Raw genomic sequence first — 26,553 nt, forward strand, 5'->3', positions numbered from 1 at the left:
GTGAGGGGAGTGCAGACCTGAGCTCATCCGCGCTGAGGACCCGGGACACTCCCGTCACGAGCAGCCTGCCGCGACCGCGCCCATACACACCGCGCGCGCCGCCCACACGACCTTGCCGCCCCCCGGAGTCCGGTGGTAGCCGACTTGTTCGGCCTCCGCGGCGACCAGGAAGAGCCCACGCCCGTGCTCATCGTCCTGTGCTCCGAGGCCGACCATGGGCGGCCTCGGGCTGTCGTCGCCGACCTGCACGATCAAAAGCCCGTCGATGGTCCACATGGAGAGACGGATGGCCGGCGAACTCCTGCCGGACCGTTCTTCTCGATCGCGGCCGTCGCACTCGCACGTGTGCCGGACCGCGTTCCCGACGAGTTCGGAAACCACGAGGCGAACGGCCTCGACATCGTCGTCGGCCAGGTCCCAGCACCGTGCCACCTCCACGGCGCGCCGACGTGCATACGGCACGGAACCCAAGCCCGCAGCGAGCGGGATCATCACCAGACGCCCGTCGCGCGGAGCGGGTGCCGGGCGGGTGGCAAGACGGGTGTTCATGGGAGGAACCTCCAGACCGTGACCCCCACAGGACGCTGCCTAGGATCCGAAACCGTTTTCAGGTTTTCGGTATGCCATTCGATCGGCTTCCGGCAGGTCCCGAGCTTGATCCCGTCGACACCCCGAGGTCCCGTGCCGTAACGACGCATCAGGTCGATCGAGAACCATGAGGATCGACCTATACGGTTCAGATCCTTGAACCATTATGAACCATTTCTCAAATGGTTGCAAACGGTCCATTGCGGACCGGACGCCCGTGAAGGCGGGTCTCTGCGCCCGCCTGCGAACCCGAGGACGAGAGCGACGCTGCCGTTTTCGGGGTCACGGTGACGCGGTTTCCGGCTCTCCGGAGGAAGCCGGTGTTTCGATGGCCGGGTCGCTAGGCGCCCCGGGCCCGGCCGGGAGGGAATCGGGGAGCGATGGTGACCGGGACGCCCGAGGACCACGGGTGGGCAACCGGCGTGGTGCCGGCGGCCGCGTTTCGGGAGCAAGTGGTCGCCCGCCTCCGGGAGTTGGAGGGCCGAGGCGTGTTGACGCCCGGATACCTGCGACTCGCGGCAGCCGCCGCCCGAGGATCACCGCGGACCGTGCAGCGCCGGCTGCGAACGGCCCGGGAGGAAGGCCGTGCCACCCCTCGTGTCGGGCGACCGAGCCGACGCCGGAGCGGGCGTATGGCCTGTGCAGCGGCGCGTGGTCAGGACGCGATCCCTTTTCTTGAGCAATCGATCCAGATAAGTTACGGTGGGGTCATGGCAAGGACCCGGGAGTTCGACACCGAGGCGGCGGTGAGCCGCGCGATGGAACTGTTTTGGAGGCGTGGCTTCGAGGCGACTTCGGTACGCGACCTGACCCAGCAGTTGGGGATCGGGCAGGGATCCTTGTATGCCGCGTTCGGCGACAAGGAGGGCCTGTACCGGGCGGCTCTGGAGCACTACCGCACCACCCTCGCGGCGGCCGCCCTGCGCAGCCTGGAGGAGGGGACGGACGCCCGGTCGGCGATCCGCACGATGCTGGTCGAGCGGGTCCGGATCGCGGTGGAAGACGACGGCCGGGGCTGCCTGGTGGTCAACGCCGCCTGTGAGCGCCTGCCGAAGGATGCGGCGATCCGGCGCACCGTGCGGGACATGCAGGACGCCAGTCGGGACGCGCTTGCCGAGGTGCTGCGGGTCGCGGCGGAGCGGGGCGAGATCGCGACGCGACGCGACCCGCACACCCTCGCTGCCTTCCTCGTCACCTTCCTCAACGGACTGCTGGTCTCCGCGAAGATCACCCCGGACGCTCACGCCCTCGAACCCCTCGTGGAGGTCGCGCTGGCCGCCCTCGACTGATTTTTTCAGTCTCCGTTTCCGCCGGCGTGAATTCCCGGGCCGCCGCGGCTGCTTGGCGACGGCGGCGAGGAATCGGCGCTGTTCCAGGCCCGGTTCACCCCGTCTGATCCCGCGACTCGAAGATCATTCACGCTTCCGGAGACAGAGCCCTTTTTCATGATCGCAATCTGTATCAGATGATCCAGAAAAGCCGCCTGCGCCCGCCCGAACACGGGATCCGGCGACCCCGCCCTGCTTCAATCGAAAACTTCGGAGGACGCGTGCCCCCCCGCACCCATCCCGAGCACGCCGACTCTGGGCGGTAGCCGCTGGAACGCCCACCGCCCACGTCGACCTCGGCCAGGCCCTGCGCGGCCACCGCTTCGCCCACCGGCCGGACCCCGCCGCGGACGACGCGCACACGGATGCCGCGCCTTGCACCGCGGCTGTGTGGTTCGCACTGCGCGCACCGGGGTTGGTGTGGACGCAAGCAGGCGACGTCACCCTGGACGCCACCGGCCAGGACGACCTCGTGCTGCCGGCCCTGCTCGGTCGGCTCTACCCGGAGAACGTCACTCTGCGCTCCGCCGGCCCGTTCGCTGCCCGGACAACCACGGACGGCACCGGACCGAGTCGCCTGGTGACCGTCGTCGACCCTCCGCAAGCCCACTGACACCCGTATCGCGAAGTGCGACAGAAAGGTTGGAGAACATGATGTTCGACCACGACGGAATGCCCGTCCGCACGGGCCGTGCCATCGTCAACGGAACGAGTCTGCATTACCGGACGGCCGGGTCCGGCCCAGCGGTGGTGCTGTTGCACGGTGTGCCCAAGACCGGCTACCACTGGCGCCACCTGGTCCCGAAGCTGGCGCCCCATTACACCGTTGTTGTACCGGACCTACGCGGCCTCGGCGACTCCGCCCGTCCCGCGGACGGCTACGACTCCGCGACGATGAGCGACGACGTCGCCGAGTTGATGACCCACCTCGGACACGAGACGTACGCCGTGGCGGGCGAGGACTGGGGAGCGGTGATCGGCTACCAACTCGCCGCCCGCCACCGCGACCACGTCACCGCCCTCGTGTTCACCGAGGCACTGTTCCCCGGATTCGGCTTCGAGGACCACACGGCCCTCACTCCAGAGAATGTCGCCGGTGGCATGCACCTGTGGCATCTGGGCTTCTACTTCCAGCCGGACGTACCCGAAATGCTGATCGCCGGACACGAGCGTGAGTTGATCACCTACATGATCAAGTTCGAGCGCAGCCATCCCGACAGCGCCGGCTCCGACGCGGTCGACGAATACGTGCGCTGCTACTCCATGCCCGGCGGAATCCGCGCGATGCTCTCGATCTACCGGGCGATGCTCGTCGACGCCGAACAGAACCGGCGGGCCGCGCAGAAGAAGCTGGACATCCCGGTCCTGGCGCTCGGCGGATCCGCGTTCATCGGCGACCGCAACGAGTCCCAGATGCGGCTCATGGCCCACGACGTCACCGGACACGTATTCGACGCCGGCCACGACCTCGCGGAGGAAGTGCCCGACGAGATGGCCGACGTCGTCCTGCCGTTCCTGGCCGCGCATCTGTAACCGCACCCGGCCGAGCTTCGGGAGCTGAAGCGGCCTGCGCGCCGTGGGGGCCTCAAGGCTGAGCGGACCTGCCCGGTCTCGCGCCGCCGGGAGGCCCCCAGGGCTTTCCGGTCGATATAGGGGGGCCACCGGAATACGCCCGAAACCTGCATCCGAGGGTGGGCAGGCCGGGTAAGCGACCCGGGTGGGGCGGGGGTTCGCGTGCTGGATAGCGTGCGTGGTGTCCGGGTAGTGGCTGCTGCGGGGGTGGCGGGTGGCGTCGATCGATCGCACCGCATACCCGCGGTTCAAGCGGGTGGTGCCAGCCCGGGAGTTGGCGGAGGCGTTCACTCCGACTGCCGAAGAGGTCTCGTGGGCTGATGCGCGTACGCAGACCCAGGCGAACGGGCTGTCGCTGCTGGTGCTGTTGAAGAGCTACCAGCGGTTGGGGTACTTCCCCAAGCTGCCCGACGTGCCGCCGGTAGTGGTTGACCATGTGCGGGGTGTGCTGGGCCTGGGCGCCGAGGTGCTGGCGGGACATGACGCGGAGCGGACGCTGTCGCGGCACCGCGAGCTGGTCCGGGAGTTCCTGGGCGTGACGTACGAGCCGGCCAAGGTGGCGGCGATCGCCGAGGAGGCGGTCCGCAAGGCGGTGGCCACCAAGGACAACCCCGCCGACCTGATCAACGTGGCGTTGGAGGAACTGGTCCGGGCGCGCTGCGAGCTGCCCGGCTTCAGCACACTGGACCGCATGGTGACCGCGGTCCGGACCGAGTTCAACACTGGTCTGTTCGCCGCGGTCGCGGGCCGTCTGGACCACGCGGACCGCGCCCGGCTGGGCCGCCTGCTGCTGGTTGATCCGACCACCCGGCGCAGTGACTTCGACGGGCTCAAGGCGGTGGCGAAGGCGCCGTCGCTGGGCAAGTTCAAGGCACGGCTGGGATATCTGCAGGGCCTGGACGCTCTGGGCCCGACGGACCGGTGGCTGGCGGGGGTGCCGGCCGCGAAGGTCGCGCATTTTGCGGGTGAGGCGCGGGTGGCCGATGTGGGCGACCTGCGCAAGGTCGGCGAGGCCAAGCGGCTCACGATGCTGGCGAGTCTGATCCACGTCTGCCGGGCCGCGGCCCGCGACGAGGTCGCGACGATGTTCTGCAAGCGGATGGCGACCATCCACCGCAAGGGCCGCGAGCAGTTGGAGGGGTTGCGCGAGGCGCACCGTGCGGAGACCGAGCGGCTGACGGCGGTGTTCGGCGATGTGCTGTCGGCGGTCCGCGAGGCGCTCGCGGCGCCGGAGGCCGAGGAGCCGGCGGCCGGGGTGGGCGCGGGCACGCCGGACCCGCCCGAGGGGGAGGTCAGCGAGCGGGCCGGGCGGCTGGTGCTCAAGACGTTGGCGGGGGCGGGCGGGTTGGACGCGCTGTCCCGGACGCACGAGGCGGTGTCCGCGCACCATGGCAACAACTACCTACCGCTGTTGGAGGGGCACTACCGCAGCAGCCGCTCGGCGTTGTTCACGCTGCTGGACACGGTGGAGCTGGAGGCGACCAGCGCGGACCGGGCGGTGTTGGACGCGGTGGAGTTCATCCGCGCGAACCGGACGCGGACCGGCGAGTTCGTCGACGAGCAGGTCACCGTCGAGAAGGACGGGCGTCCTGTCGTGCTGACCTTGGACGAGGGCTTTGCAGGTGAGGGCTGGCGGCGGATCCTGCGGGACGCACGGCATCCGGGGCGACTGGTGCGGCGGCACTTGGAGGTGTGCGTGTTCTCCTACCTCGCCGCCGAGTTGCGGTCCGGGGACATCGCGGTGACCGGGTCGGACTCGTACGCCAACCTGCACGCGCAGCTGATGTCGTGGAAGGAGTGCGCGCCACTGGTGGACCGGTACTGCGGGCAGGCAGGCATCCCCGTCGAGGCGGCCGCGGTCGTGGCGTTCTACCGCGACCAGCTCACGACCGCTGCGGCCCAGGTGGACGCGGGCTATCCGGGCAACACCGACCTCGTCTTGGAGGGCGGGCGCCCGCAGCTCAAACGCCGCAAGGGGGTGGACCGGCGGCCGTCCGCGCTGGTGTTGGAGACGGCCGTGCACGAGCGGCTGCCCGAGCGGGCGCTGCTGGACATCTTGATCCGCACGGCGTATCTGCTGAACTGGCACCGGCACTTCGGCCCGGCGTCGGGGTCCGACCGCAAGATCCGCGACGCGCTGCGCCGCTGCTGACCGTGTTCGCGAACGGGACGCTGCTGGGTGCGGCGCAGGTGGCGAGGCACATGCGCGGGCAGGTGTCCGTGCACGAGCTGGCGACGACGGGAAACAAGCACGCGGCGCCGAACCGGATCCACGCCGCGTCGGTGGACGTGATCAACGCGTTCGCCCGGCTGGACGTGGCCGGGATGTGGGGCGACGGGAACGTGGTCGCCGCAGACGGCACGCAGATCGAGACGTGGGAGAACAACCTCCTCGCCGAATCCCACATCCGGTCCGGCGGGTACGGCGGGATCGCGTACCGGCACATCTCCGACACGTATATCGCCTTGTTCAGCCACTTCATCCCGTGCGGCGTGTGGGAGGCCGTCTACATCATCGAGGGACTCCTGCAGAACGACTCGGACATCGCCCCGGATACGATCCACGCCGATACGCAAGGCCAGTCCCTGCCGGTCTTTGGATTGGCGGCCCTGCTCGGGTTCGACCTTCTTCCGCGTATCCGCAACTGGAAGGACCTGAACTTCTACCGGCCCGGCGCGGACGCGCGGTACGAGCACATCGACTCGCTGTTCGGCGACAACGTCATCGACTGGCGGCTGATCGAAACGCACTGGTCAGACCTGTTGCGCACAGCGATCTCGATCCGCGAGGGGCGTTTGTCGTCGGTGACGCTGCTGCGTCGGCTGGGCAACAACTCGCGGAAGAACCGCTTGTACCGGGCGTTCCGGGAACTGGGCCGGGTCATTCGCACGATCACGTTGTCGAGGTACCTCTCGGATCCCTCGTTGCGAGAGCAGATCACCGCGATCACCAACCGGGCCGAGGCGTTCCACGGCTTCTCCGACTGGCTGATGTTCGGCGGGAAGCTCATCGGCAGCAACGACCCCGAGCACCAGGAGAAGATCATCAAGTTCAACGAGCTGCTCGCGAACTGCGTGATCTATTCCAACGCCTGCGACATCACGGCGGCGGCGAACGCGCTGGCCGCCGAGGGGCACCCCGTCGACTTGGACGACCTGGCCACCGTCTCGCCGTACATCACCCACACCATCCGCCGCTTCGGCGACTTCGCCCTCGATCTGACCCCGCCCGACGAGGAACCCGACACCCGGCTCGACCTGGTCCCCAGCGCACTGTTCCCCACCGGGCGGGTGTGAACGAAGGACGCGCCGTTGTTCGGCTCGGTGCCGTACGGTCGGCGCGGGCGCAGCCGGCCGAACGCGGCGGGCAACGCACCGGTGTGCCGTCGGCCCGAGAGCCCAGAGGTACGGCCCGCCACAGGCTTGGTCCCCGGGTCCGAAACGCGGCACACCGGACGTGGTCCAGCGTGGCAGCAGTTGCCGCGGCGGCCTGTCAGGCGTTCGGTCGGGTTCGTTCCAGCAGGGCGGCCGGGGGTGTGGGTCGTGCGTCCCATGCGGCACCTCGTCCCGAAGGGAGGCGAACGGGCCTGCGACGGTTCGGCGTTGTGGGCGGTCGTGTGGGGATTTCGGGCGGCGCTTACCGGTGGGAGCGCCGCGACTACGCCGAGCTCGCCGACCGGCCGCTGGGGGCGACGCTGGGGTTCAGGGCTTGATCGCGTCGTCGTATGCCTTGAGGACCCGGTCCAGGAATGCCTTCACCGTCGCCCGGTCCTTGTCGGTGAGGGCTTCGACGGCCGCGTTCACGCCGTGGACGATCGGCGCGACGTGCTCGAAGGCGGACGCCTCCCAGTCCTCGGCGGGGGAGACGACCACCTTGCGGCGGTCGGTCGGGTGCGGTGCCCGGCTGGCGTGCCCGCCCGCCACCAGCCGGTCGATGACCAGGGTGGTCGCCGCGGTCGAGGCGTCCAGGCGGCGGGCCAGCTCGGTCGGGGTGGCCGGCCCGTGCGCGATGAGGTGGTCCATGACGGCGAGTCCGGCGGCGTCCACCCGCATCTCGCGGCCCAGGTAGCGCTCGAAGCGCTGCTGGCGCAGCGTCAGGGTGCGCAGCTGGTCGCGGATGTCCCCGTGGCTGCCCGCGCTCCGGCGTGCACGCGCGGGGTTCCTGCGCGCCGGTTGCGTCTGCTGGTCCTTCGCGGCTCGGCCGGCGTCGGCCCGTTTGACATCCATGGGCACCAGGATACTCTCGATATTGCTAATGATATTGGTAACCAATGGAGTGAGATTCTATGGAACCCGACCGGACCGGCGCTCCGCCGTACAAGTGGCGGTGGCTGATCCTGGTGGTGATGCTGGTCGCCGAGCTGATGGACCTTCTCGACGCGTCGATCGTCAACGTCGCCGGGCCCGAGCTGGAGGAGTCCCTCGGTGCCGGATCGGTCGGACTCCAGTGGGTGATCGGCGGCTACGCGCTGACCCTGGGGGCCGGGCTGATCCTGGGCGGACGGCTCGGCGACCGCTACGGCCGCCGGCTGACGTTCCTCGTCGGGTTGGCCGCCTTCACACTGACTTCGCTGCTCTGCGCGGTCGCGCCGAGCATCGAACTGCTGATCGCCTTCCGGCTGTTGCAGGGCACCTCCGGCGCGCTGCTGCTGCCGCAGGGCCTGGGGCTGCTCCGGGAGAACTTCTCGGGGGCGGAACTCGCCAAGGTCTTCGGGATCTTCGGCCCGGTCCTCGGGCTCGGCGGCATCATCGGTCCGGTCCTGGGCGGCGGGCTGATCTCCGCCGACTTCTTCGGCCTGGGCTGGCGCCTGGTCTTCCTGGTCAACCTGCCCGTCGGCATCGCCGCGCTGGTCGTCGCCGCCAAGGTCATCCCCAGGAAGCCGGGCGACCGCGCGGTCGGCATCGACCTGGTCGGCGCGGCGCTGGTCGTGGCGTCCTGCGCCCTGCTGGTCCTTCCGCTCAACCAGGGCCAGGAGGACGGCTGGCCGCTGTGGACCTGGCTGTCGATCGCCGGTTCCGCGCTCGGATTCGTCCTCTTCGCGCGCCGGCAGCGCCGCGCGGCCGCACAGGGCCGTGAACCTCTGGTCGCCCCTGCCTTGTTGCGCAAGCCCGCCTTCACGGTCGGGCTGGGCGGCATCGCGTTGTTCTTCAGCGGCCTGGTCGGCACGCAGCTCGTGCTCACCCTGTTCCTGCAGATCGGACAGCACTTCACCGCCGGTGAAGCCGGGCTGGGCAACCTTCCGCTGGCCCTGGGCACCGCCGTCGGCGGCGCGGTCAGCGGCGCCTTCCTGGCCGACAGGATCGGCCGGGTGGTCATCCAGGTCGGCCCGCTGATCCAGCTCGCCGGCGCGGGTCTGCTGTGGTGGGAGCTCGACAGCCTCGGAAGTTCCTTCTCCATCTGGGACATCGCCCCCGGCGTCGTCGTCTCCGGAATCGGTGCCGGCATGGTGATCGCCGCACTGTTCAGCTTCATCCTGGCGGCGGTCGACGACCACGAGATCGGCTCCGCGTCCGGCGTGCTGTCGGCGGTCCAGTCGATCGGCGGGTCCATCGGCGTGGCGGTGTTCGGCTCGCTGTTCTTCGCCCGCGCCGACCACGGGGACTTCGTCCCGGGCGCCCAGCACGCGCTGATCGCCCAGGTGTGCGTCCTCCTGGCGTTCCTCGCCGCCACCTTCCTGCTGCCCAAGAAGGGGCGGCCGGAGGATGAGCAGCATGTGGCCCGCGAAGAGCTGTTGGAGAAGTCGGCCGTCTGATCCCGTTCCGACTCCGGCCTGGTGTCCGGGCTCCGCGACCACCGCCGGAGCCCGGACACCAGGCCGTTCCGCGAACCCCAAGCGTCACCCCCGTGACCTGTGAGGACTTCTTGATCTGCGCAGCGGGAACCGCCGGTCCCGTGCTGGTGCGACGTCCTCGGGTGTCAGCCCACGCTGTGGGCCACGTGTGTCGGCTCGGGCGCCTCGCCCTTCCTGGTGCCGGCCGACTCTTCCGGTCGTCCCGGCCACCAGAAGCGCTTGCCGGTCATCACGACGAGCGCGGGGACCAGCACGGTACGGACGATCAAGGTGTCGAGCAGGACGCCCGCGCCCACGATGACGCCGATCTGCGTCAGGGTGATCAGCGGCAGCACGCCCAGGACCGCGAACACCGCGGCCAGCAGGATGCCCGCGCTGGTGATGACGCCCCCGGTGGACGCCAGGGCCCGCAGGACCGCTGCCCGAGTGTCGTGCCCGGCGACGGTGTCCTCGCGGGTGCGGGCGATCAGGAAGATGTTGTAGTCGACGCCGAGCGCGACCAGGAACAGGAACGACAGCAGCGGCACGTTGTCGTCCAGCGCCGGGAAGTCGTAGACGGTACTGAACACCACCTCGGCCGCCCCCAAGGCGGAGAAGTACGTCGCCACCACCGTCAGCACGAGCAGCACCGGCGCCACCACGGCCCGGAGCAGCAGCACCAGGACGACGAACACGATGGCCAGGACCAGCGGCACAACAACGCGGGTGTCGCGGCTGGTCGCCTTGGCCACGTCGTACTCGCCCGCAGTCGTTCCGCCGACCAGCGCATCGGCGCCCGGGACTTCGGCGAGAGCCTGGCGCAGCCGCACGATCGTGGCGTCGGACCGGCTGCTCCCGGGGGCGGAGTCCAGGACCACGTCGGTGACCGCGTACCGCTCCGACGCGGTGCCCGGTGCGACCGAGGAGACGCCCTCGACTCCCTCGGCCGTCGTCGCGACCTGCGTCCCGGCGGCGGCCGAGGACACCACGGTCAGCGGTTGGGTGGCCCCGGCCGGCAGTACCGATTCCAATGTCTTCGCGCCTTGGACGCTCTCGGGCGTCTCGCGGAACAGCTCGTTCTGCGACAGGCCCACGGACGTGCCGAACAGTCCGCACGCCAGTGCCGCGAGAACCGCCGTCGCGCCCACGGACACCAGGACCGGACGCGCCGAGACGACCCGGCCCAGCTTCGTCCATACTCCGTCCCGGTCCGCGGCGACCGGGTCGCCGACCCGGGGGATCAGCGGCCAGAACAGCCAGCGGCCGGGCAGCACCAGCGCCGCGGGCAGCACGACGAGTCCGAAGAACATCGCGATGACGATCCCGCACGCACCTGCGAACCCGAGCCCGCGGTTGACCGTCAGCTCAGCGGCCAGGAGCGTGAGCAGACTCAGCACCACAGTGCTGCCGCTCGCCAGCACGGCGGGGGCGACACCGCGCAGCGCGCGTCGCATCGCGGTGAACCGGTCCGCCTCCACCCGCAGGTCGTCGCGGTAGCGGGAGACCAGCAGCAGGGCGTAGTTGGTACCGGCCCCGAACACCAGCACCGACAAGATGCCCGCGGCCGAACTGTCCACCGCCACATCGACCTTCGGCGCGAGCGCGCCCACCACCACGGTGGCCAGGCGGTCGCCGATCGCCACGACGATCAGCGGCACCAGCCACAGCACCGGACTGCGGTACGTCACCAGCAACAGCACGGCGACCACCAGCGCGGTCACCAGCAACAGGGTGACGTCCGCACCGTCGAACACCTTGTTCAGGTCCGCGGACACCGCCGGGCCACCGGTGACCTGGGCACGCAGCGGCTCGTCCACGCCGTCGGACGCCACCTCGCGCACACGCTCGACGGCCTTGTCGTTGTCCTTGCCCTCCAGCGTGTCCGAGACCGGCACCTGCACCGTGGCGACCGTGCCCGTGGGGTCGAACATCACCTCGGACGGGACGCCGTCGAGGCCGGTGGCGCCGAGCGGCGCGGCCCGGCCGGCCACCGCCGCCCGGTCGGCCTCGGTGAGTGCGGCGCCGTCGGTACGGCTGTAGACGACGAGCACCGGAGTCCGGCCGCCGCTGCCCAGCCCGTCGACGATGTCCGCGACCTTGCCCGACTGCGAGGACGCAGGCAGATTCGCCCGGTCCGCACCGGCGGTGTTCGCCTCCGCGGGACCGAGCGCGAACACGGCACCGACGAACGCCAGCGTCAGGAGCAGCACCGTGGCAGCAAGCGCCCGCGGACGCGCACGCAGGACACGCAGCGGGGATCCGGCGTGATCCGGGAGCTTGGGTGGCGACATGAGAACCTCACAGGATTGCTAATTTCATTAGTGATTTCGTGACTGTCCCAGACCTACAGGCGGGGCGCAAGCAGCGCCTGGAGTGTGGTGGCGTCCAGGGCATCGAGGCACCGAGCCCGGCGAGGGCGGGGCTCGGCGGCCGCGGCGAGGCGGCCGCCGGCGAACGACGATGCGCGGCGCGGGCACCGCCGCGGGCACCCGCGGTGTCGTCAGCGCGCATGGACCGGCTGCGCGTGCACCCGTCCCGGAACTGCCGCAGTAAACACCGGATTTACTGCGGCAGACCACCTAGCCTGATCCCTGCGACCTGCGCGTCCGCGCCTGCGGCCGCGAGGCGAGGTGTACGCATTTGCTGCGGCAGAAGCAAAGGAACGGGCATGGCGCTCGAACAGGCGGCGGCAGCACCGCAAAACGGCCACACCGTCCCGGCGCCGCGCGGACACGTGGTGCCGCTCTCGCCGCCGCCGCCGACGTACGAGGCCGCGGTCGAGCGGTACCTAACCGGCGCCAGCATCGCCAAGTCCTCCGCGCGGATCTACCGCATCGCGCTCACCACCTGGGGATGGCTTCTGCGCGGCGAACCCGCGCCCCTCGGGCCCGCGCGCCGCGGCGCCCGACCCGACCCGTTCGACCTCGCCGCCCTCGACGACCCCGGCCTGCCTCCGGTCCTCGCCGAGCTCGCGGCCGCCCGCGCGGACGCCCTCGACGCCGACACCGTCAACCGCGAACTGTCCATCGCCCGCAAGGCGATCGGCTGGTGGCAGGTCCACGGCTGGATCACCAGCGACCCCGCACTCGGCATCGAACGCCGCCCCGCCCCCGCCGACCGCACCCGCGCACTGGCGCGCTCCCAGATGGCCGCGCTGTGGCGGCTCGACGTCCCGCTGCGCGACAAGACGCTGTGGAAGCTGCTCTACGAGAGCGCCGCCCGCGCCGACGAAGCCCTGTGCCTCAACGTCGAAGACCTGCTGCCCGGCGACAAACGCGGCCGCACCACCGCCAAAGGCGACGCCACCGAGTGGATCCACTGGCAGTCCGGAACCGCGCAACTCCTACCACGCCTGATCGCCGGCCGCACCCACGGCCCACTGTTCCTCACCACCCGCAAAGCCCCAGCACGCACCCCCACGCTGGACACCTGCCCGGTAACCGGCCGCGCGCGGTTGTCCTACCGGCGCGCCGCCGAGATCTTCGAGGAAGCCACCCGGATCCTCGCCAACCCGCTCGCCCGCCCCGAAGACGTCGCAGAGTTGGAGGGGTGGACGCTGCACCAGCTCCGCCACAGCGCGCTCACCCACGACGCCGAAGACGGCACATCCACCCCTATGCTCCTCGCCCGCTCCCGGCACGCCTCCGTACGCTCCCTGGAGCGGTACGCCCGCCCCGGTGTCGACGCCGTCGCCCGACACGTCGCGGAACGTGACCCAGCCGCCCGACGCACCACCCCCCGCTGACGACGACGCCGCTCGCTACGGTCGGGAGCAGCCCCCGGTTAGGCGCAATGCCGTTGACATACGCGCGTTGCGTGGCCGTGCCCACCGTCGAGATCTGCAAATCACCCTAAAATCGGGCGGATTTGCAGATCTCGACGAAGGCGGGTCGGCATATGTCAACGGCATTGCGGTTAGGCGTGCTCGGCGGCGGTCCCAGGTCCGGCTGACACCATCCGCGCCCCACCCGCACGCCCAGCGGCAGAAGACACCGCCCTTCCCACCCTCGGATGCAGGTTTCGGGCGTACTCCGGTGGCCCCCCATATACGCCCGGCAATCCCCATGGGTCGACTTCGATCACCATTCATACCTCCGCAAATCCGGGAATATGACGGCTGCCGGTCGGCGCGGCGTTTCGCTGCTTCCCCGTGTCGTCCGGTTCCGTGTCGACAGCATGAAGCCCGGGGCCGTCGACGCCGGCTCCGGGCCACATGCGAGGAAAGCATGAGTATCACCCACAGCTCCATCGCCGACGACCGCCCGATGTTCTCCGCCGACGCGTACGCCGCCGTCGAGGCCGTAGCCGAGGGCCTCCCCGCCCTGTACGTGCCGAGCGTCCTGGAGCACGCCCGCGCTCGGTGATGGTGATGCCGTGGTCCCGGCGGTTGACCTGTCCGTGTGTGGTCCATGCGTCCCAGGCGGTTTCGACCGCGTCGAACAGGCGGCGGGGTCCGCCTTGTTCGGTGCGGGCGCTGCCGTCGGGCCCGGTGGTGGCGACGGCCCAGGAGGAGGTGCCGTCGTGGATCCAGGCGTTGACGCCGTCCTGGTCGGTGTCGGTGGTGTAGACGATGTCGAGCAGGGCCATGCACAGCGCCCAGAGCAGGTTCACGTCGGTGTGCAGGGGAGTGATGTCGCGGTCGACGCCCCGCTTGTCGTCGGGCGCGCGGCCGGCGCGGACCTGCGTATAGGAGCGGACGGTGGCGGCGGGCGCCGGTGTGTCGCGTGCGTTCATGAATTGGGCCAAGCCGTGCATCCAGCCCCGGGTGCTGCGGTGGTCGTCGGCGACGGTGACGGCGAAGTGGCCCGTGCGCCCGAGAGGGAAGAGCAGGTCGCCGCCGGGGACGGTCTGTTCGATCCAGGCCCAGGGGACGTGGTCGACGGCGTAGGTGGCGATCATCCGGTCGTAGGGGGCCGTTGCGGGCCGGCTGAGGTCGCCGTTGCCGACCGCGACGTCGACGCGAACCCGGGCACGCCCCAGCCTCCCGGCCGCCGTGTCGGCGAGTTCCGCCGAGGTCTCCACGCTGGTCACCCGTCCACAGGCGCCCACAGGCGCTCGGGCGCGAACGCGTGCCGGGGCAGCGCCTCGAACGCGGCGCGCACCCACGGGGTGTCCTCGGACCACGCGCCGCGCGTCCGCATCGCCTTGTCCAGGGCGTGGCGACGATCCTCGAGGACGCCGGTCATCTACTTCGGGTCCTTTGACGCAATCGAGGGCGTAGGGGAACGGTTCATGACGACCGAAGCCATCACGCCGATACTTTTCCGAGCCCACGGTTGCACGGTCCCGAACGACGCGCTCGGGGTCATGCCGGGATCAGCGCCACCTGGACGGCTCCTACCCGCCGGACCCTGGTCGCGTGACCGAGACGATCGGCCGTCGATCGAGAAGCGCCGGCCGTCAAGGACGACGCGGTGAACATGTTGCCGGGTGGCTAGCGGTCGGTCTTGATTTCCTTCATGGTCAGGTGGGACTCGATCCGCCGGACGGCGGGTAGGCCGCTGAGCTTGCCGGTGAGGAAGGCTTCGTAGGCGGCGTGGTCGGCAACGGCCACGCGGATGAAGTAGTCGGGGCGCCCGTACATGCGACGGAACTCGACGACCTCCTCGTAGGAGGCAACGGTGTCCTCGAACTCCTCGAAGCTCTTGCGGTCCTGGGCGTAGATTTCCACGTCGAGGAGCACCTCCAGGCCACGGCCCAGGGCCTCGGGGTTGATGAGGGCCCGGTAGCCGGTGATGACGCCGACCTCTTCCAGCCGCTTGACCCGGCGCAGGCAGGGCGGCGCGGTCAGACCGACCCGCTTGGCCAGCTCGACGTTGGTCAGCCGCCCGTCCCGGCGCAGGTGAAACAAAATGTCGCGATCAACGGCATCGAGGTGCAGTTCATTGCTCATATGGAAATCATAGTGCCATAATTGGCAACCATATTAGGTCGAGACTTTCCTACAATTACATACATGGGAATAGATTCTGTCGTTGCCGGTGGCCGCCTTCGGTCCGCGCCACCCGCCCTCGAGTCCGCGACGACGTCCCACGCGCGTGCGGCGTTCAAGGACTCCCTCGGTGTGGGCCTGGCGTTCCTTCCGCTCGGGCTCGCCTTCGGCGCGCTGGTGACGCAGGCGGACCTGCCGTGGTGGTGGGCCGGGCTGTCCGCCGCGCTCGCTTTCGGCGGATCGTTCGAGTTTCTGCTCATCGGACTGGTCACCGCCGCCGCCCCACTGGCGGCCATTGCGCTGTCCGCGTTCATGGTGAACGTCCGGCATGTCTTCTACGCGCTGTCCTTCCCCCTGCACCGCGTGCACGGCCGCCTCGGCAGGGCGTACAGCACGTACGCCCTGTGCGACGAGGCATACGCGCTGACCACCGGCGAGCAGGCGCGCTCCTGGTCCGGCCGCCGCATCCTGTGGCTCCAGCTCTTCCTGCACCTGTACTGGGTCGGCAGCTCCACCGCCGGCGCCCTGCTCGGCGCCCTGCTCCCGGAGAGCGTCACCGGCCTGGACTTCGCCCTGACCGCACTGTTCACCGTCCTCGCCCTCGACGCCGTACGGAACCTGCGCGACGACATACCCACCCCGGTACTGGCCCTGCTCGGCGCCCTCGCCGCGAGACTCCTCTTTCCGAGCCAGATGCTCCCGGCCGCCTTCACCCTCTTCACCGCCGGTCTCCTGGCGCGCCACCTCACCACCCGCAGGAAGCCGCGCCATGCCTGACAGCCCGTACCTCATCGCCGCCGTCCTCGTCTCCGCCGCCGTCACCTGGGCCCTGCGCGCCCTGCCCTTCGCCGCCCTCACACCCCTGCGCAACAGCCCGACCATCCAGTACCTCGGCACCCGCATGCCCGCCGGCGTCATGCTGATCCTGGTCGTCTACTGCCTGCGCGACCTCCCGCTCACCCACACGCGCTCCCTGGGCCCGTCGGCCGCCCTGGCCGTGACCATCGGCCTGCACGTGTGGCGCCGCAACGCACCGCTGAGCATCCTCGGCGGCACAGCCGTCCACGTGGTTCTGGTCGGCACCGTCTTCACCCGCTGAGCCGCCTGACGAAAACCCGGCGCCGTCGCTTCTCGCGAAGAACGCCCACGGTGCGGACGGCGGGGAAGCGCGGCAGGCCACGTCGACGGGCTCCCACGCCGTGTCGAGACACGTCGGTAGACGTCAGGCTCAGCTGCACGATCCGTACGGGCCGTTTCGCGGCGGGCGGTGGGCACGTGCCGGACGTGGCCGGGAGCCGCAGGTCTGTTCCCGTCGACATACGATCCCGTCGTGCCGTGCGGCCAAGCCCGTGACGGCGAGTTCCTTGAACTTGGCGAGCTCGGCTGCGGTCGCGTCCCGCTGGGTCAGGCGTTCTTTGAGCTCCGCGACCTTGTCCTTGAGCCGTTCGATCTGCGCGATCCGCAGGTCGACGACCTCTCCAGCCTCCCGCAGAGCACGAAGGGCCGCTCGAAGTCTCCGACCAGGTGCCGGTAGGCGCCTCACGGTCCTTGATCTGCTCGGTCGACCGCTTCGCCCGTCTGCTCCCGGTCGTGCTCGCCCACATCCCCGGGCGTACGTCCTGCGGCCATCCGCCGAATGCCACGCCGGACCCTCGACCAACGCGCCCGGCGGCGTCGCGCCCGCTGGTCCTGGACGGGGCGGCTCGCGAGGCATGGCCCTATCGGGCGGCCGTCGACCGCAGCGTCCGGTGGCGCGGGCGACGTGGCGTGTCGGCGGGCGTGTCCACTCGTGTCCCGGTCCGCGTCGCCGTGCGGCCGCGTCCGTATGCCCGCCCCGGTGTCGAATTGCACGTCTGCCCCGGGGTTTTCGGGGTAGACGATCGGCCAGGAATCGGGGGTGTCGGAGGGGCGGGGCGACATGGGGCGTACCAGGGACGGCGGGAGTCGGCGGTCGTCGTCGGGGGTGGTGGTTTCGGCGTCGGCGGTGTTCGGGGAGGGTGAGAGCGTCTCCCTCGCCCGCGGTCTGGTCCGCGGGTTTCTTCGCGACGTGCAGGGCGAGCACGGGCTGCCGGTGTCCGAACGCGTGTGGGACACGGTGCAGTTGGTGGTGAGCGAGCTGGTGACGAACGCCCGCAGACACGCGCCGGGCGCGTGCCTGTTGACGTTGGAGGTGCGCGGCGGCGCGGTCGAGGTGAGCGTGTGGGACGGCGACCCGACGCCGCCGACGATCCTCCCGCACGATCCGGACCGGCTCGGTCGGCACGGTCTGGAGATCGTGATGGCGCTGTGTCGAAGCTTCGCGGTGCACCGTGAAACGGTGGGCAAGCGGATCAGCGCGTGCGTCGTACTGGCCGACGATCCCGGCGGTCACGTCGCCGGCCGAAGACCGTGACAGCCCACCGCATCCTTGTGGCCGTCGAGGGAACGGCGCCTGTCCCGCGAACTCGACGCGGTCACCACGGCACCACCCGATGATCCGCGCGACGAACCGGAACGACTCCGACCGCGCGTGCGGTCGGAGTCGTTCCCCTCCCCGTCACGGGGCACAGCCCGCACACCACGCCGCGAGGCGACCTTCCGTGAGCTGGACCGCATGGCGCAGCAGCTGATGGGAACGGGCACCTGGTCGAAGCCGTCGGTGATGCCGATGGACGCCTACCGGGAGGGCGAAGAGTACGTGGTGGCCTTCGACCTCCCTGGCGTGAGCGCGGAGGCGATCGACATCGACGTCGAGCGGAACATGCTGACCGTCAAGGCCGAGCGCCGGCCGGTTGTGAAGGCCGACGACGTGAAGGTGGAGCTGTCCGAGCGGCCGCTGGGTGTCTTCTCCCGCCAGATCGTGCTCGCTACACCCTGGACACCGAGCGCATCCAGGCCGACTACAACGCGGGCGTGCTCACCCTGCGCATCCCGATCGCCGAGCGCGCCAAGCCCCGCAAGATCTCCATCGGCGTCGACCCCGGCCGCAAGGAGACCTCCGGCTGATACCGGCCGGATCGGTGCGGAGGACGGACACCCGATCTCCCCCCGCCCTCCGCACCCCATGGACAGCCCTCCTCGGTCGCCCCCGGGCCCACCCGACCAACATCGGGGTGCCGTACCCGGCTCCCTGACGACTCCGTGAAAGGCATGCACCGCAGTGATCTCCGACGTGCGCGTACGCCTGAGCACCGGCAGCCGTACTCGACGGCGTACGAGCAGATGCTGGAGAAGGTCCGCTACGAAGGCGCCTACCCCACCCGCGAGCGGGCCGACGAAGCCGCCCGCCTGGTACGCGCGGGGCTCGGGTGTCAGTTGACCGGCGACGAACGCGTCGACCTTGCCGACCGCCTGCCCCCGGAGGCGGCACGTGTGCTGACCGCACAGATCCCCGACCCCCGGCCCCTGCTTCGTTAAGGACCTCGCCGCCCGCTCCGGCGCCTCCGACCACTGCCGCCGGGCGTGTCAGTTTCTTTGTGCCGGCCCTGAGGTGGTGGCCACTGAACGCCGATGCGGCGCAGTCGGTACCGCGGCCCCGGCGATCGTTTCGGGTGGCTACAGGAACCGTCTGATGGGGACGACCGCCGCTTCCCGCAGGCGTTGCCCGGGGGCCCGACGCCGCCAGCGGTCCGGGTCGATGGTCACGCTGTGTTCGAGGTCCGCGTCGTAGTCCCGGTCCAGTTCCGCGGTGAAGGTCTCGTCCAGGACGGCGAGCATGACTTCCTCGTCGTGGTCCATGGAGCGGCGGTTGAAGTTGGTCGAGCCGATCAGCGACGCCACTCCGTCCACGGTCATGATCTTGGCGTGCATCATGGTCGGTTGGTACTGGCGGATGAATACGCCCGCTTCGAGGAGTCGGGTGTAGTGGTGCTGTCCGGCGAGTTGGCAGGCGCGTTGGTCGGTGTGGGGGCCGGGGAGCAGGATTTCCACCGTGACGCCGCGGCGGGCGGTGGCGCACAGCAGGTCGACGAAGTAGGTGTCCGGGGCGAAGTAGGCGGTGGCCAGGCGGAAACGTTGTTCGGCGGAGGTGAGCATGACGCGGATGAGGGTCTGCATGTCCTGCCATCCGACGCCGGCCGAACCGCGCACGACCTGGACGATCGAGGTCCCGACCTGGTCGTGTCCGGTGAAGCGGTCGCGGTCGTCGAAGAGTTCGTCGTGGCATTCGGCCCAGTTCTGTGCGAACGCGGCGGCGATCCCGTCCACGGCCGGGCCCCGGACCTTGACGTGGGTGTCGCGCCACTCGTCGGGGTTGCGGGCGTCGCCGCACCATTCCTGGGCGATGCCGACGCCGCCGGTGAAGGCGGTGTGCTCGTCGACGACGAGGGCCTTGCGGTGGCAGCGATGGTTCTGTTTGAACGGCGACAGCCACAACGGTTTGCGGAACCAGGCCACTTGTACACCGGCGTCGTCCATGACGTCGAGGAGGTCCCGCTCGATCTCCTTGGCGCCGAAGCCGTCGAGGAGCAACCTCACCCGCACGCCGGCCCTGGCCCGGTCGGCGAGCGCGGCGGCGAAGTCGCGGGCGATCCGACCTCGCCAGTAGACGAAGGTCATCATGTCGACGGTGTGCTCGGCGCCGCGTATCGCGTCGAGCATGGCGGGGAAGATCGCATCACCGTTGCGCAAGGGTACGAGTTCGTTGCCTTCGGTGGCCGCCATGCCCAGCAGGCGCTCCAGTCGCCGACGCAGGCGCTGTTTGCGGGCCGGTATATCGCCCCGGGCCGTCGCGTCGGTGCCGTCGGCGTGTTCCGTGTTCTCCCGAGTGCTCATGCGGCACCTTCCGACGATGGGGATGGCGAGCACGTCGGTCATCCGCGGACAGATCAGCAGCGGGGCGATGGTGCCCGTGTTCTTCGCAACGACTCGGCCGATGCGGTGCGCGGGCAAGGTCCGCCACCTGCGGTGGCGAACGAGGCGGCGCGGTCGTTCGCCGGGCAGCCACACTCCTCGATCGGGTTTCAGTCGGCGAGGAGTTCGGTCCGCAGCCTGGTCAGGGTGCGGGCGAGCAGGCGGGAGACGTGCATCTGGGAGACGCCGAGGTGTTCGCCGATCTGGGCTTGGGTGAGTTCCCGACCGAAGCGCATCGACAGGATGTCGCGGTCGCGCTGTGGCAGGGCTGCGATCAGGGGCCTGAGCGCGTGCAGGTTCTCGGCCAGTTCGTAGCCGGGGTCGACGAACGAGGCACGGCCCGAGGGGACCTCGGCGGGGCCGTCGTCGCCGGCGGGAGCGTCCAGGGAGGCGGCCGAATAGCCCGCGGCGGCGGTGAGCCCCTCGACGACGTCCTCGACGGCGAGGCCGAGCTTGTCGGCGAGTTCGGCCGAGGTGGGCCGGCGATCGTGCGCCGCGGTGAACGCGTCGCGGGCCCTGGCCAACTCCAGGCGCAGTTCCTGCAGGCGTCGGGGGACGTGGACGGCCCAGGAGGTGTCGCGGAAGAAGCGCTTGATCTCGCCGGAGATGGTGGGCACGGCGAACGTGGGGAACTCGACGTCGAAGGCGGGGTCGAAACGGTCGATGGCCTTGATCAGGCCGATCGTGCCGACCTGGACCATCTCCTCGGAGGTCTCCGGACGCGACCGGAAGCGGCCCGCGACGAACCGCACGAGCGGGATGTTCAGTTCGATCAGGGTGTTGCGCACGTACTGGTATTCGTGCGTGCCCTCCTGGAGCACCCGCAGCCGGTCGAACAGCACCTTCGACATCGCCCGCGCGTCGGTCGCCGTGACGCTGCCCGGGTCGTCGACGATCGGCAGATCGGCGAGCGCGCCGCCTTCGGCGGCGGCCGCGGTCGCTTCGGGGGCCAGGAAGGCGGTCGCGGGGGTGTGGTTCATGTCGGCGTCCTCCTGTTTCGGTTCGGCTGTGGGCCGCAGCATTGTGCCCCACCCCGAGGGGAGTACACCCGATCGGGGACGGGATTTCGCAGGATTCCGCGACGGCGGTGACGCGTCCTTCCTCCCGCCGGGGTCGTCCTCCGAAATGCGGCGCTCTCGGGGCCGGGGGCCCATCCACTCGATCGGACGACGCGTAAGGCGCCGGACGCCGGGCAGGTGTGCGGGCACGGCGTCGCCGGCCCGGGAAGGACCGCCCATGGTGTACGAACGGGCTGGTCACAGTCCCTGCGGTGGATTCGTGGTCCCCCGCACCGGTGAACCGTCGGGACGACGACGCGGGCGAATCGTTCGTGCCGGTATGCCGAGGCTGTCCCGCGATACCGTCCGCCGTCCGTCCACGTGCCCGTGAGGAAGGTCATGCATCGACGTCGTCGTTCCCTCCTCCGGTGGCGCGTGCCGCGACGGATCGGGGCTTCCGCCCGGGCCCGTACGGCTGTGGGGGCCGCCCTCGCCGACTGGGGTTGGGACGGGGACGGCGTGGCCGCGGCCGTCCTGGTCCTGTCGGAACTGTTGACCAACGCACAACTGCACACCGACGGGGACGTGGTCCTGGCCGTGCGCCGGACCGGGCGCGGGGCGCGGTTGTCGGTCACCGACACCGATCCCCGGATGCCGACGCGCCGCGACACCGGTTCCGAACACGAGGGCGGCTTCGGCCTGCACATCCTCGACACGCTCACCACCGACTGGGGCGTTCGGGCGCGCCGGGCAGGCAAGACCGTCTGGGCCGACATCGACGGCCCCGCCCCGGCGAGAGCCGTGGTCCCGGTGCCGGTGCGCGCCCGATCCGGGGCCGCCTCGATCCGTGCGGCCCTTCATCGCGTACGCCGGGCGGGACTGGCGGGCTTGGCCGCGGCCCGCCGAGGAGCCCGACCGCCTCGATCGCAGGTGTGGGTGTGGCGGCGGGTCGGCGCGATCGGGTCGTCGGTGCGCGCGGGCACGACACCCCTGACGCGGCGGATCCGGCGGATGCGGCGCGGGAGTTCCCACGTGATGCTTGTGCACGCCTTCGCCGCGGCCTGATGCCGCACGAACACCGGGCTGTCCCCGGACTCGCCGCGGTCAGGCGCCGTGCCATTGCAGGAGCAGGATGGTGGCGTCGTCCTGGAGGCGGTCGTGGTGGTATTCGCGGATCGCTCGGATGAGCCGGCGCAGGGTTTCGGGGGCGGGGAGGCCGTCCGCTATGTGGCGGATGACGAAGTCGACGAACCGGTCCAGTCCGAAGATCTCGCCCCGGGGATTGCGGGCGTCGGTCACGCCGTCGGTGTAGAGCAGGAGCCAGTCGCCGGGTTCGAGCTGCTCGTCGTACAACCTGACGGGCAGGCCCATGTCCGTGCCCATCGGGTGGGCGGGCGGGCGTTCCAGGGTGGCGACCCATTGACCGTTGCGGATCACGATCGGTGGGTGGTGGCCGCGGTTGACCCAGGTCAGGGCGCCGGTGAGCAGGTCGAGTTCGGCGATGATCGCGGTGGCGTAGCGGCTGCGGCCGAACTGTTCCACGAGCGCGGCCTCGATCGCCTCGCTGGTTTCGACCAGGCCCACGCCGTGGCGGCGGCTGCTGCGGCAGCCGGCCAGGGCGAGGGCGACGGTGAGGCCGGCGGAGGTGTCGTGGCCCATGGCGTCGAAGACGGCCAGGTGGGCGGTGTTCCCGTCGACGGCGTACTCGTACGCGTCGCCGCCCATCTCGTACGCCGGTTCCATGGCCGCGCTGACGGTGGCCTGTGCGCCGGCGAAGGAACCGGGCGGCATCAGGGTCCACTGCATCTCCGCGGCCAGGCCCATCGAACGGGTGCGGACCAGGCGTTCGTAGGTGTCGCTGTAGGCGCGTTTGCTCACCAGGAGCAGCCCCACCAGGAGCGCGAGGTCGAGCGCCCTGTCGAGGACGGTGTCGTCGGTGTCGTCGGTTTCCAGGCCCAGGACGCCCAGGCGTTCGGCGCCGTCCACGAGGGGCAGCCACAATCGCCTGGTGGGCGCTTCGCCGGACTCGACGTCGTCCGCGCCCGCCGGCGACTCGACGGGTTCGACGCTCTGGAAGGCGCGGCCGGCCAGCGTGGCATCGACGCGAAGCTCCGCCTCGGGGACCGCGTCCGCTTCCCCCGCGTGCTCCCTTCTGCCGGGGACCAGACGGAGCAGCTGTTGTTGCACGTCCACGAGGTAGACCAGCGGGCGGGTCAGACCCAGCGGTCGGGCGTGCGCGGCGATCAGGTCCGGGAGATCCTCCAGGACCGCGTGGCGACTCGCCCGGAGCAGACCACCCGTCGTGACCGCATCGTTCGCAAGAGGCTTCACACGGCATCCTGTCCTGATTCGAGACCCGCGTCTCCAACGGTCGATCACGACGACGCCGGACGACCCGATGCCGCCGGGCAGCATCCGAAAGTAACAGAGACGGCCTCCGTGACTGTCACGACACCCGAGCCCGCCGCCTCCGGCTCGCCGAGGCGGGGGTCGCCTGCGACGGTTCGTTCTCGGGTTCGCGTTCCGACACACGCGTGTAGTCGTGTGCGCCGGCGTGCGTGTCCGACCGTGTCGTCGAGAAGCCGCCGGCCGGTAGGTCCGTGGAGGTCGGCGAGGCGTGTGGCGCTGTTCGTCAGGCAGCTCGCGAGGTCGCGCAGGTGAGACTTGTGGTACGAGTCGGTCGTCCCGACCGAGATCGTCCATGACAGCGACGGCCGGGAGCAATGCTCCGCCGCCGCGACCGGTCGATTCGCCGGGGCGGTCATGCCTCCGGGCCCTTCGTCGCTGTCTCCGATCGTCGACCGGTCCCGCGGCCCGAGTAGGTGTCCTCGTCGCGGGCTCCGCCCCGTTCCCGGCAGGGGTTGCCGCCGGTGAGGAGGACCGCGGTGGGTTCTCGGTGAGAAGCGGCGGTTTCGGCGGCGATCCGCACCGGGGGCGCGTGCCCGTGGCGGCGCCGCGCTCGGTGTCCTCGGCGGATCAGGGGCCTTCGTGTGGGCGGGTCTCGTTGGCGTCGCGCAGTTCGGCGTTCAGGCGCAGGGCTTCTTCGAGTTGGTCCTCGAGGATGACGATGCGGCAGGCGGCGTCGACGGCGGTGCCCTGGTCGACGAGTTCGCGGGCGCGCTGGGCGATGCGCAACTGGTAGCGGGAGTAGCGGCGGTGGCCGCCTTGGGAACGCAGGGGGGTGATCAGGCCGTACTCGCCGATCGCGCGCAGGAAGCCCTGGGAGGCGCCGATCAGTTCGGCCGCGCGGCCCATGGTGTAGGCGGGGTAGTCGTCGTCGTCGAGCCTGTCGGGCTTGGCTGGGGTCGAGCCGGAATCGGGGGCCATCGGCGCCTCTCTTGAGTTCACATTCGTCAAAGTCGTCGGGAAACGCGTCGAGGGGCCCTGGTGCCGTACGGCACCAGGGCCCCGAAAGAAATCCACACCATCCACCGACACCGACGTGTCGGCTACCTGTTCCGCATCCGCCTTATGCGACGGGGCTGCGGGGATCGCAATTGCGTGACCGCGGACCACCTTTCGTACCGGTGTTCTCGACGGATCCCGCTCGGCCGAACAACCGCGCCGAGCGGGCGATCCGGATGGCGTTCACTCCTTCCTTTCCTGCCTTGTGCAACGTCTACTGCCACTGCGGGTACAACCGAACTGCAGGTACTGCCGGGTTACCGCTCGTCCTGCACGGCGGCCCCGTGGGCCGCCCTCAGTTTCTCCTCGGCCCGACAACCAGCCTCCGAAACCCTTCGCCGAACAACACACGGCCTCGGGACTCTGCTGTCGAACCCTCAACAACGCGCGCCGGTTCGTCTCTGTCGCGCCTCACTGATTCGCTGGGCTACGAGAGAAAACATACTCACCGACTCCCGCGATGTCTACTACAGGTATGACAGATTTTCCGACATCGCCGGGTGCGAAAATGGCCCCCGGTCGCGATTGGTCTCTTGTCGTTCCGGAGCCCCGTCGGTGCGACTCCTCGTCCCCTTCGGGACCCGAGGGCCGCCGGATGTTGCGACCGATGCACTCGACGCACACGCATGCCGCCCCCGAGTCGGCCGCCCGGACGCGGGGGGTGCCTCCATGTCATTCGTCAAGCGTGAGCGGGTCGTGCTGCGACCGGTTCGGCCGGGCGTATTCGTCGAACGCGCCGTCCCTGAGCATGGCGAACAGGACACCGATGCGCCGGCGTGCGAGGCGGAGGAGGGCCTGGGTGCGGGTCTTGCCGCGGGCTCTGCATCGGTCGTAGTAGGTGCGGGAGACGGGGTCGTTCAGGACCGCGAACGCCGAAGGGAACGTCGCTCGTTTCAGGAGTCGGTTGCCCGTCCTGGGGGCGTGCTCGCCGTGGATGGAGGCCCCGGAGGATTTCGTCGCGGGGGCCAGGCCCGCGTAGGAGGCCGGGTGGGCGGCGGTGGGGAACGAGGTTGCGTCGCCGATGGTCACCAGGAGGGTGGCTGCGGTCCTGACGCCGACTCCGGGCATCGGGATCAGGACCTCGGAAAGAGGGTGGGCCTCCGGGAACTCGCCGATCTGCGCCCCCACGTTCCGTCGTTGCTCCTGGACGGCGGTGAGCGAAGGTGCGAGGGAGGGGACGACCGTGTCGAGGGTGGTGGTGCCGGGGACGACGACGGTCTGTTCGTCGAGCGCGTCGAAGACGTCGTTCACCAGGCATTCGGCCATGCGCGGGGCCTTCGGGCGTATCAGGGCCGCGAGTCTGCGGCGGCCGGCCCTGCGCAGGGCGGCGGGCGAGCCGTGTCGCTCCAGGAGGTGGTGACGGCCGGGTGGTCCAGGCGGGGGCCGAGGACGCGTTCGAGCGAGGGGTGGAACCGGGTCAGGAGGCCGCGGATGCGGTTGCTGGTGCGGGTAGCCTCGCCGGCGAGGTCCTGGTCGAAGCCCGTCGGCACCGTGAGCTGGGCGATGGCCTCGTCGGCAACGTCGAGGGCGCGGGTCTTCGCCTTCGACGAGTTCGGCCCGCCGGGGATCCGGCCCACCGCGGGCTCGGGCCGGGCGAAACGGGAGCATCCCGACCGGGTGCCGGCCACCTACCACCGCACCCACGGAGTCCGGTACTTCCACGGCTGCTACTCGGTGGGCGACGATCGCCTGTGGGGTGTGAAGCGGCGAAGGAAGGGAGCCGTGAACACGCCGGCCGCGTTGAAATCGATCCGTGCCGCCCGGCCCGACGGCGCCCCGATCTACGTGATCCCGGACAACTTGTCCGCCCACCAGGGCGCCGACATCCGTCGCTGGGCGGAGAAGTACAAGGTCGAGTTGTGCTTCAGCCCGACCTACGCCTCGTGGGCGAACCCGATCGAAGCGCACTTCGGACCGCTGCGGCAGTTCACCATCGCCAATTCGAAACACCCCAACCACACCGTGCGGACCCGGGCCCTGCACGCCTACCTCCGGTGGCGCAACATCAACGCCCGTCACCGCGACGTCCTGGTCGCCGAACGCAGGGAACGCGCCCGTATCCGCAGTGAGAAAGGCGTCCGCTGGGGCGGCCGGCCCGCTCTCGCCGCATGACCGGGCAACCCTGGCGA

The 26,553-nt window shown here is 70.3% G+C and carries 21 protein-coding genes and 4 pseudogenes; 14 read left to right on the top strand and 11 right to left on the bottom strand.

Features of this window, described 5'->3' with window-relative positions; all coding sequences use genetic code 11:
• Positions 1 to 54: 54 nt before the first annotated feature.
• On the bottom strand, positions 55 to 549 hold the full coding sequence (locus tag ABZ374_RS41165; protein ID WP_360322262.1) for an ATP-binding protein: 495 nt from the start codon (positions 547 to 549) through the stop codon (positions 55 to 57).
• Positions 550 to 1,298: 749 nt separating this feature from the next.
• Between ABZ374_RS41165 and ABZ374_RS41170 the strand changes: the two genes are divergently transcribed.
• From ABZ374_RS41170 to ABZ374_RS41190, 5 genes are all read left to right on the top strand, one after another.
• On the top strand, positions 1,299 to 1,877 hold the full coding sequence (locus ABZ374_RS41170) for a helix-turn-helix domain-containing protein (RefSeq protein ID WP_360322265.1): 579 nt from the start codon (positions 1,299 to 1,301) through the stop codon (positions 1,875 to 1,877).
• 457 nt (positions 1,878 to 2,334) lie between these two features.
• Complete coding sequence (locus ABZ374_RS41175; RefSeq protein ID WP_360322267.1) at positions 2,335 to 2,529, top strand: hypothetical protein; 195 nt, start codon at positions 2,335 to 2,337, stop codon at positions 2,527 to 2,529.
• Between the two features lie 38 nt (positions 2,530 to 2,567).
• Positions 2,568 to 3,449 carry an alpha/beta hydrolase gene (locus ABZ374_RS41180; RefSeq protein ID WP_360322270.1) on the top strand — a complete coding sequence of 294 codons (882 nt, stop codon included), beginning with the start codon at positions 2,568 to 2,570 and terminating at the stop codon, positions 3,447 to 3,449.
• Positions 3,450 to 3,702: 253 nt separating this feature from the next.
• The gene (locus tag ABZ374_RS41185; RefSeq protein ID WP_360322273.1) at positions 3,703 to 5,640 is read left to right on the top strand and encodes a DUF4158 domain-containing protein; all 1,938 of its coding nucleotides are present in this window, start codon (positions 3,703 to 3,705) and stop codon (positions 5,638 to 5,640) included.
• 2 nt (positions 5,641 to 5,642) lie between these two features.
• Positions 5,643 to 6,785, top strand: a complete 1,143-nt coding sequence (locus tag ABZ374_RS41190) for a transposase (protein ID WP_360322275.1) — start codon at positions 5,643 to 5,645, stop codon at positions 6,783 to 6,785.
• Positions 6,786 to 7,190: 405 nt separating this feature from the next.
• Here the strand turns inward: ABZ374_RS41190 and ABZ374_RS41195 are convergent, their stop codons facing one another.
• Entirely contained in the window at positions 7,191 to 7,715 is a 525-nt protein-coding gene (locus ABZ374_RS41195; RefSeq protein WP_360322278.1) for a MarR family transcriptional regulator, read from the bottom strand.
• Between the two features lie 59 nt (positions 7,716 to 7,774).
• Here ABZ374_RS41195 and ABZ374_RS41200 point away from each other — a divergent pair, with 59 nt between their 5' ends.
• The gene (locus tag ABZ374_RS41200) at positions 7,775 to 9,241 is read left to right on the top strand and encodes an MFS transporter (RefSeq protein ID WP_360322281.1); all 1,467 of its coding nucleotides are present in this window, start codon (positions 7,775 to 7,777) and stop codon (positions 9,239 to 9,241) included.
• 164 nt (positions 9,242 to 9,405) lie between these two features.
• On the opposite strand, the gene ABZ374_RS41205 is transcribed toward ABZ374_RS41200, so the two are convergent.
• Positions 9,406 to 11,550: an MMPL family transporter gene (locus ABZ374_RS41205; protein ID WP_360322284.1), complete on the bottom strand. Its 2,145-nt coding sequence runs from the start codon at positions 11,548 to 11,550 to the stop codon at positions 9,406 to 9,408.
• Between the two features lie 377 nt (positions 11,551 to 11,927).
• On the opposite strand from ABZ374_RS41205, the gene ABZ374_RS41210 reads away from it, so the two are divergent.
• Positions 11,928 to 13,004, top strand: coding sequence for a site-specific integrase (locus tag ABZ374_RS41210; protein WP_360322287.1), 1,077 nt, complete (start codon positions 11,928 to 11,930; stop codon positions 13,002 to 13,004).
• Positions 13,005 to 13,492: 488 nt separating this feature from the next.
• On the opposite strand, the gene ABZ374_RS41215 is transcribed toward ABZ374_RS41210, so the two are convergent.
• The 3 genes from ABZ374_RS41215 to ABZ374_RS41225 all read right to left on the bottom strand — a co-directional run bounded on the left by ABZ374_RS41215 (position 13,493) and on the right by ABZ374_RS41225 (position 15,152).
• Positions 13,493 to 14,290, bottom strand: a complete 798-nt coding sequence (locus tag ABZ374_RS41215; protein ID WP_360322290.1) for a hypothetical protein — start codon at positions 14,288 to 14,290, stop codon at positions 13,493 to 13,495.
• A complete protein-coding gene (locus ABZ374_RS41220) occupies positions 14,287 to 14,445 on the bottom strand; it encodes a hypothetical protein (protein WP_360322293.1) in 159 nt (52 codons plus the stop codon). The genes ABZ374_RS41215 and ABZ374_RS41220 overlap by 4 nt, the downstream gene beginning before the upstream one ends.
• Positions 14,446 to 14,693: 248 nt before the next feature.
• Complete coding sequence (locus ABZ374_RS41225) at positions 14,694 to 15,152, bottom strand: Lrp/AsnC family transcriptional regulator (RefSeq protein ID WP_360322296.1); 459 nt, start codon at positions 15,150 to 15,152, stop codon at positions 14,694 to 14,696.
• Positions 15,153 to 15,215: 63 nt separating this feature from the next.
• On the opposite strand from ABZ374_RS41225, the gene ABZ374_RS41230 reads away from it, so the two are divergent.
• The 5 genes and pseudogenes from ABZ374_RS41230 to ABZ374_RS41250 form a co-directional block, all read left to right on the top strand.
• Positions 15,216 to 15,968, top strand: a complete 753-nt coding sequence (locus tag ABZ374_RS41230; protein ID WP_360322299.1) for an AzlC family ABC transporter permease — start codon at positions 15,216 to 15,218, stop codon at positions 15,966 to 15,968.
• The gene (locus tag ABZ374_RS41235) at positions 15,961 to 16,290 is read left to right on the top strand and encodes an AzlD domain-containing protein (RefSeq protein WP_360322302.1); all 330 of its coding nucleotides are present in this window, start codon (positions 15,961 to 15,963) and stop codon (positions 16,288 to 16,290) included. The genes ABZ374_RS41230 and ABZ374_RS41235 overlap by 8 nt, the downstream gene beginning before the upstream one ends.
• 819 nt (positions 16,291 to 17,109) lie before the next feature.
• Positions 17,110 to 17,583: an ATP-binding protein gene (locus tag ABZ374_RS41240; protein ID WP_360322305.1), complete on the top strand. Its 474-nt coding sequence runs from the start codon at positions 17,110 to 17,112 to the stop codon at positions 17,581 to 17,583.
• 201 nt (positions 17,584 to 17,784) lie between these two features.
• A pseudogene (locus ABZ374_RS41245) lies at positions 17,785 to 18,176 on the top strand (Hsp20/alpha crystallin family protein).
• Between the two features lie 144 nt (positions 18,177 to 18,320).
• Positions 18,321 to 18,615 (top strand): annotated as a pseudogene (locus ABZ374_RS41250) (DUF2267 domain-containing protein); the annotation flags it as partial.
• A gap of 110 nt (positions 18,616 to 18,725) precedes the next feature.
• Here the strand turns inward: ABZ374_RS41250 and ABZ374_RS41255 are convergent.
• Together ABZ374_RS41255 and ABZ374_RS41260 are read right to left on the bottom strand one after the other, a co-directional pair.
• Positions 18,726 to 19,943, bottom strand: coding sequence for a phospholipase D-like domain-containing protein (locus ABZ374_RS41255; protein WP_360322308.1), 1,218 nt, complete (start codon positions 19,941 to 19,943; stop codon positions 18,726 to 18,728).
• Positions 19,944 to 20,131: 188 nt separating this feature from the next.
• Entirely contained in the window at positions 20,132 to 21,001 is an 870-nt protein-coding gene (locus ABZ374_RS41260; protein ID WP_360322311.1) for a SigB/SigF/SigG family RNA polymerase sigma factor, read from the bottom strand.
• 417 nt (positions 21,002 to 21,418) lie between these two features.
• On the opposite strand from ABZ374_RS41260, the gene ABZ374_RS41265 reads away from it, so the two are divergent.
• Positions 21,419 to 22,084: an ATP-binding protein gene (locus tag ABZ374_RS41265; protein ID WP_360322314.1), complete on the top strand. Its 666-nt coding sequence runs from the start codon at positions 21,419 to 21,421 to the stop codon at positions 22,082 to 22,084.
• A gap of 39 nt (positions 22,085 to 22,123) precedes the next feature.
• On the opposite strand, the gene ABZ374_RS41270 is transcribed toward ABZ374_RS41265, so the two are convergent.
• The 3 genes and pseudogenes from ABZ374_RS41270 to ABZ374_RS41280 all read right to left on the bottom strand — a co-directional run.
• Complete coding sequence (locus ABZ374_RS41270; RefSeq protein WP_360322317.1) at positions 22,124 to 23,350, bottom strand: PP2C family protein-serine/threonine phosphatase; 1,227 nt, start codon at positions 23,348 to 23,350, stop codon at positions 22,124 to 22,126.
• Between the two features lie 645 nt (positions 23,351 to 23,995).
• Positions 23,996 to 24,346 (bottom strand): MerR family transcriptional regulator, encoded by a 351-nt coding sequence (locus ABZ374_RS41275; protein WP_360322320.1) that lies wholly within the window; start codon positions 24,344 to 24,346, stop codon positions 23,996 to 23,998.
• A 750-nt stretch (positions 24,347 to 25,096) separates the two neighbouring features.
• Positions 25,097 to 25,956: pseudogene (locus ABZ374_RS41280) on the bottom strand (transposase); the annotation flags it as partial.
• On the opposite strand from ABZ374_RS41280, the pseudogene ABZ374_RS41285 reads away from it, so the two are divergent.
• Positions 25,955 to 26,536 (top strand): annotated as a pseudogene (locus tag ABZ374_RS41285) (transposase); the annotation flags it as partial. The pseudogenes ABZ374_RS41280 and ABZ374_RS41285 sit on opposite strands and share 2 nt — an antisense overlap.
• Between the last annotated feature and the right edge of the window lie 17 nt (positions 26,537 to 26,553).

This window comes from Embleya sp. NPDC005971 (genome assembly GCF_040629175.1).
Lineage (GTDB): Bacteria > Actinomycetota > Actinomycetes > Streptomycetales > Streptomycetaceae > Embleya.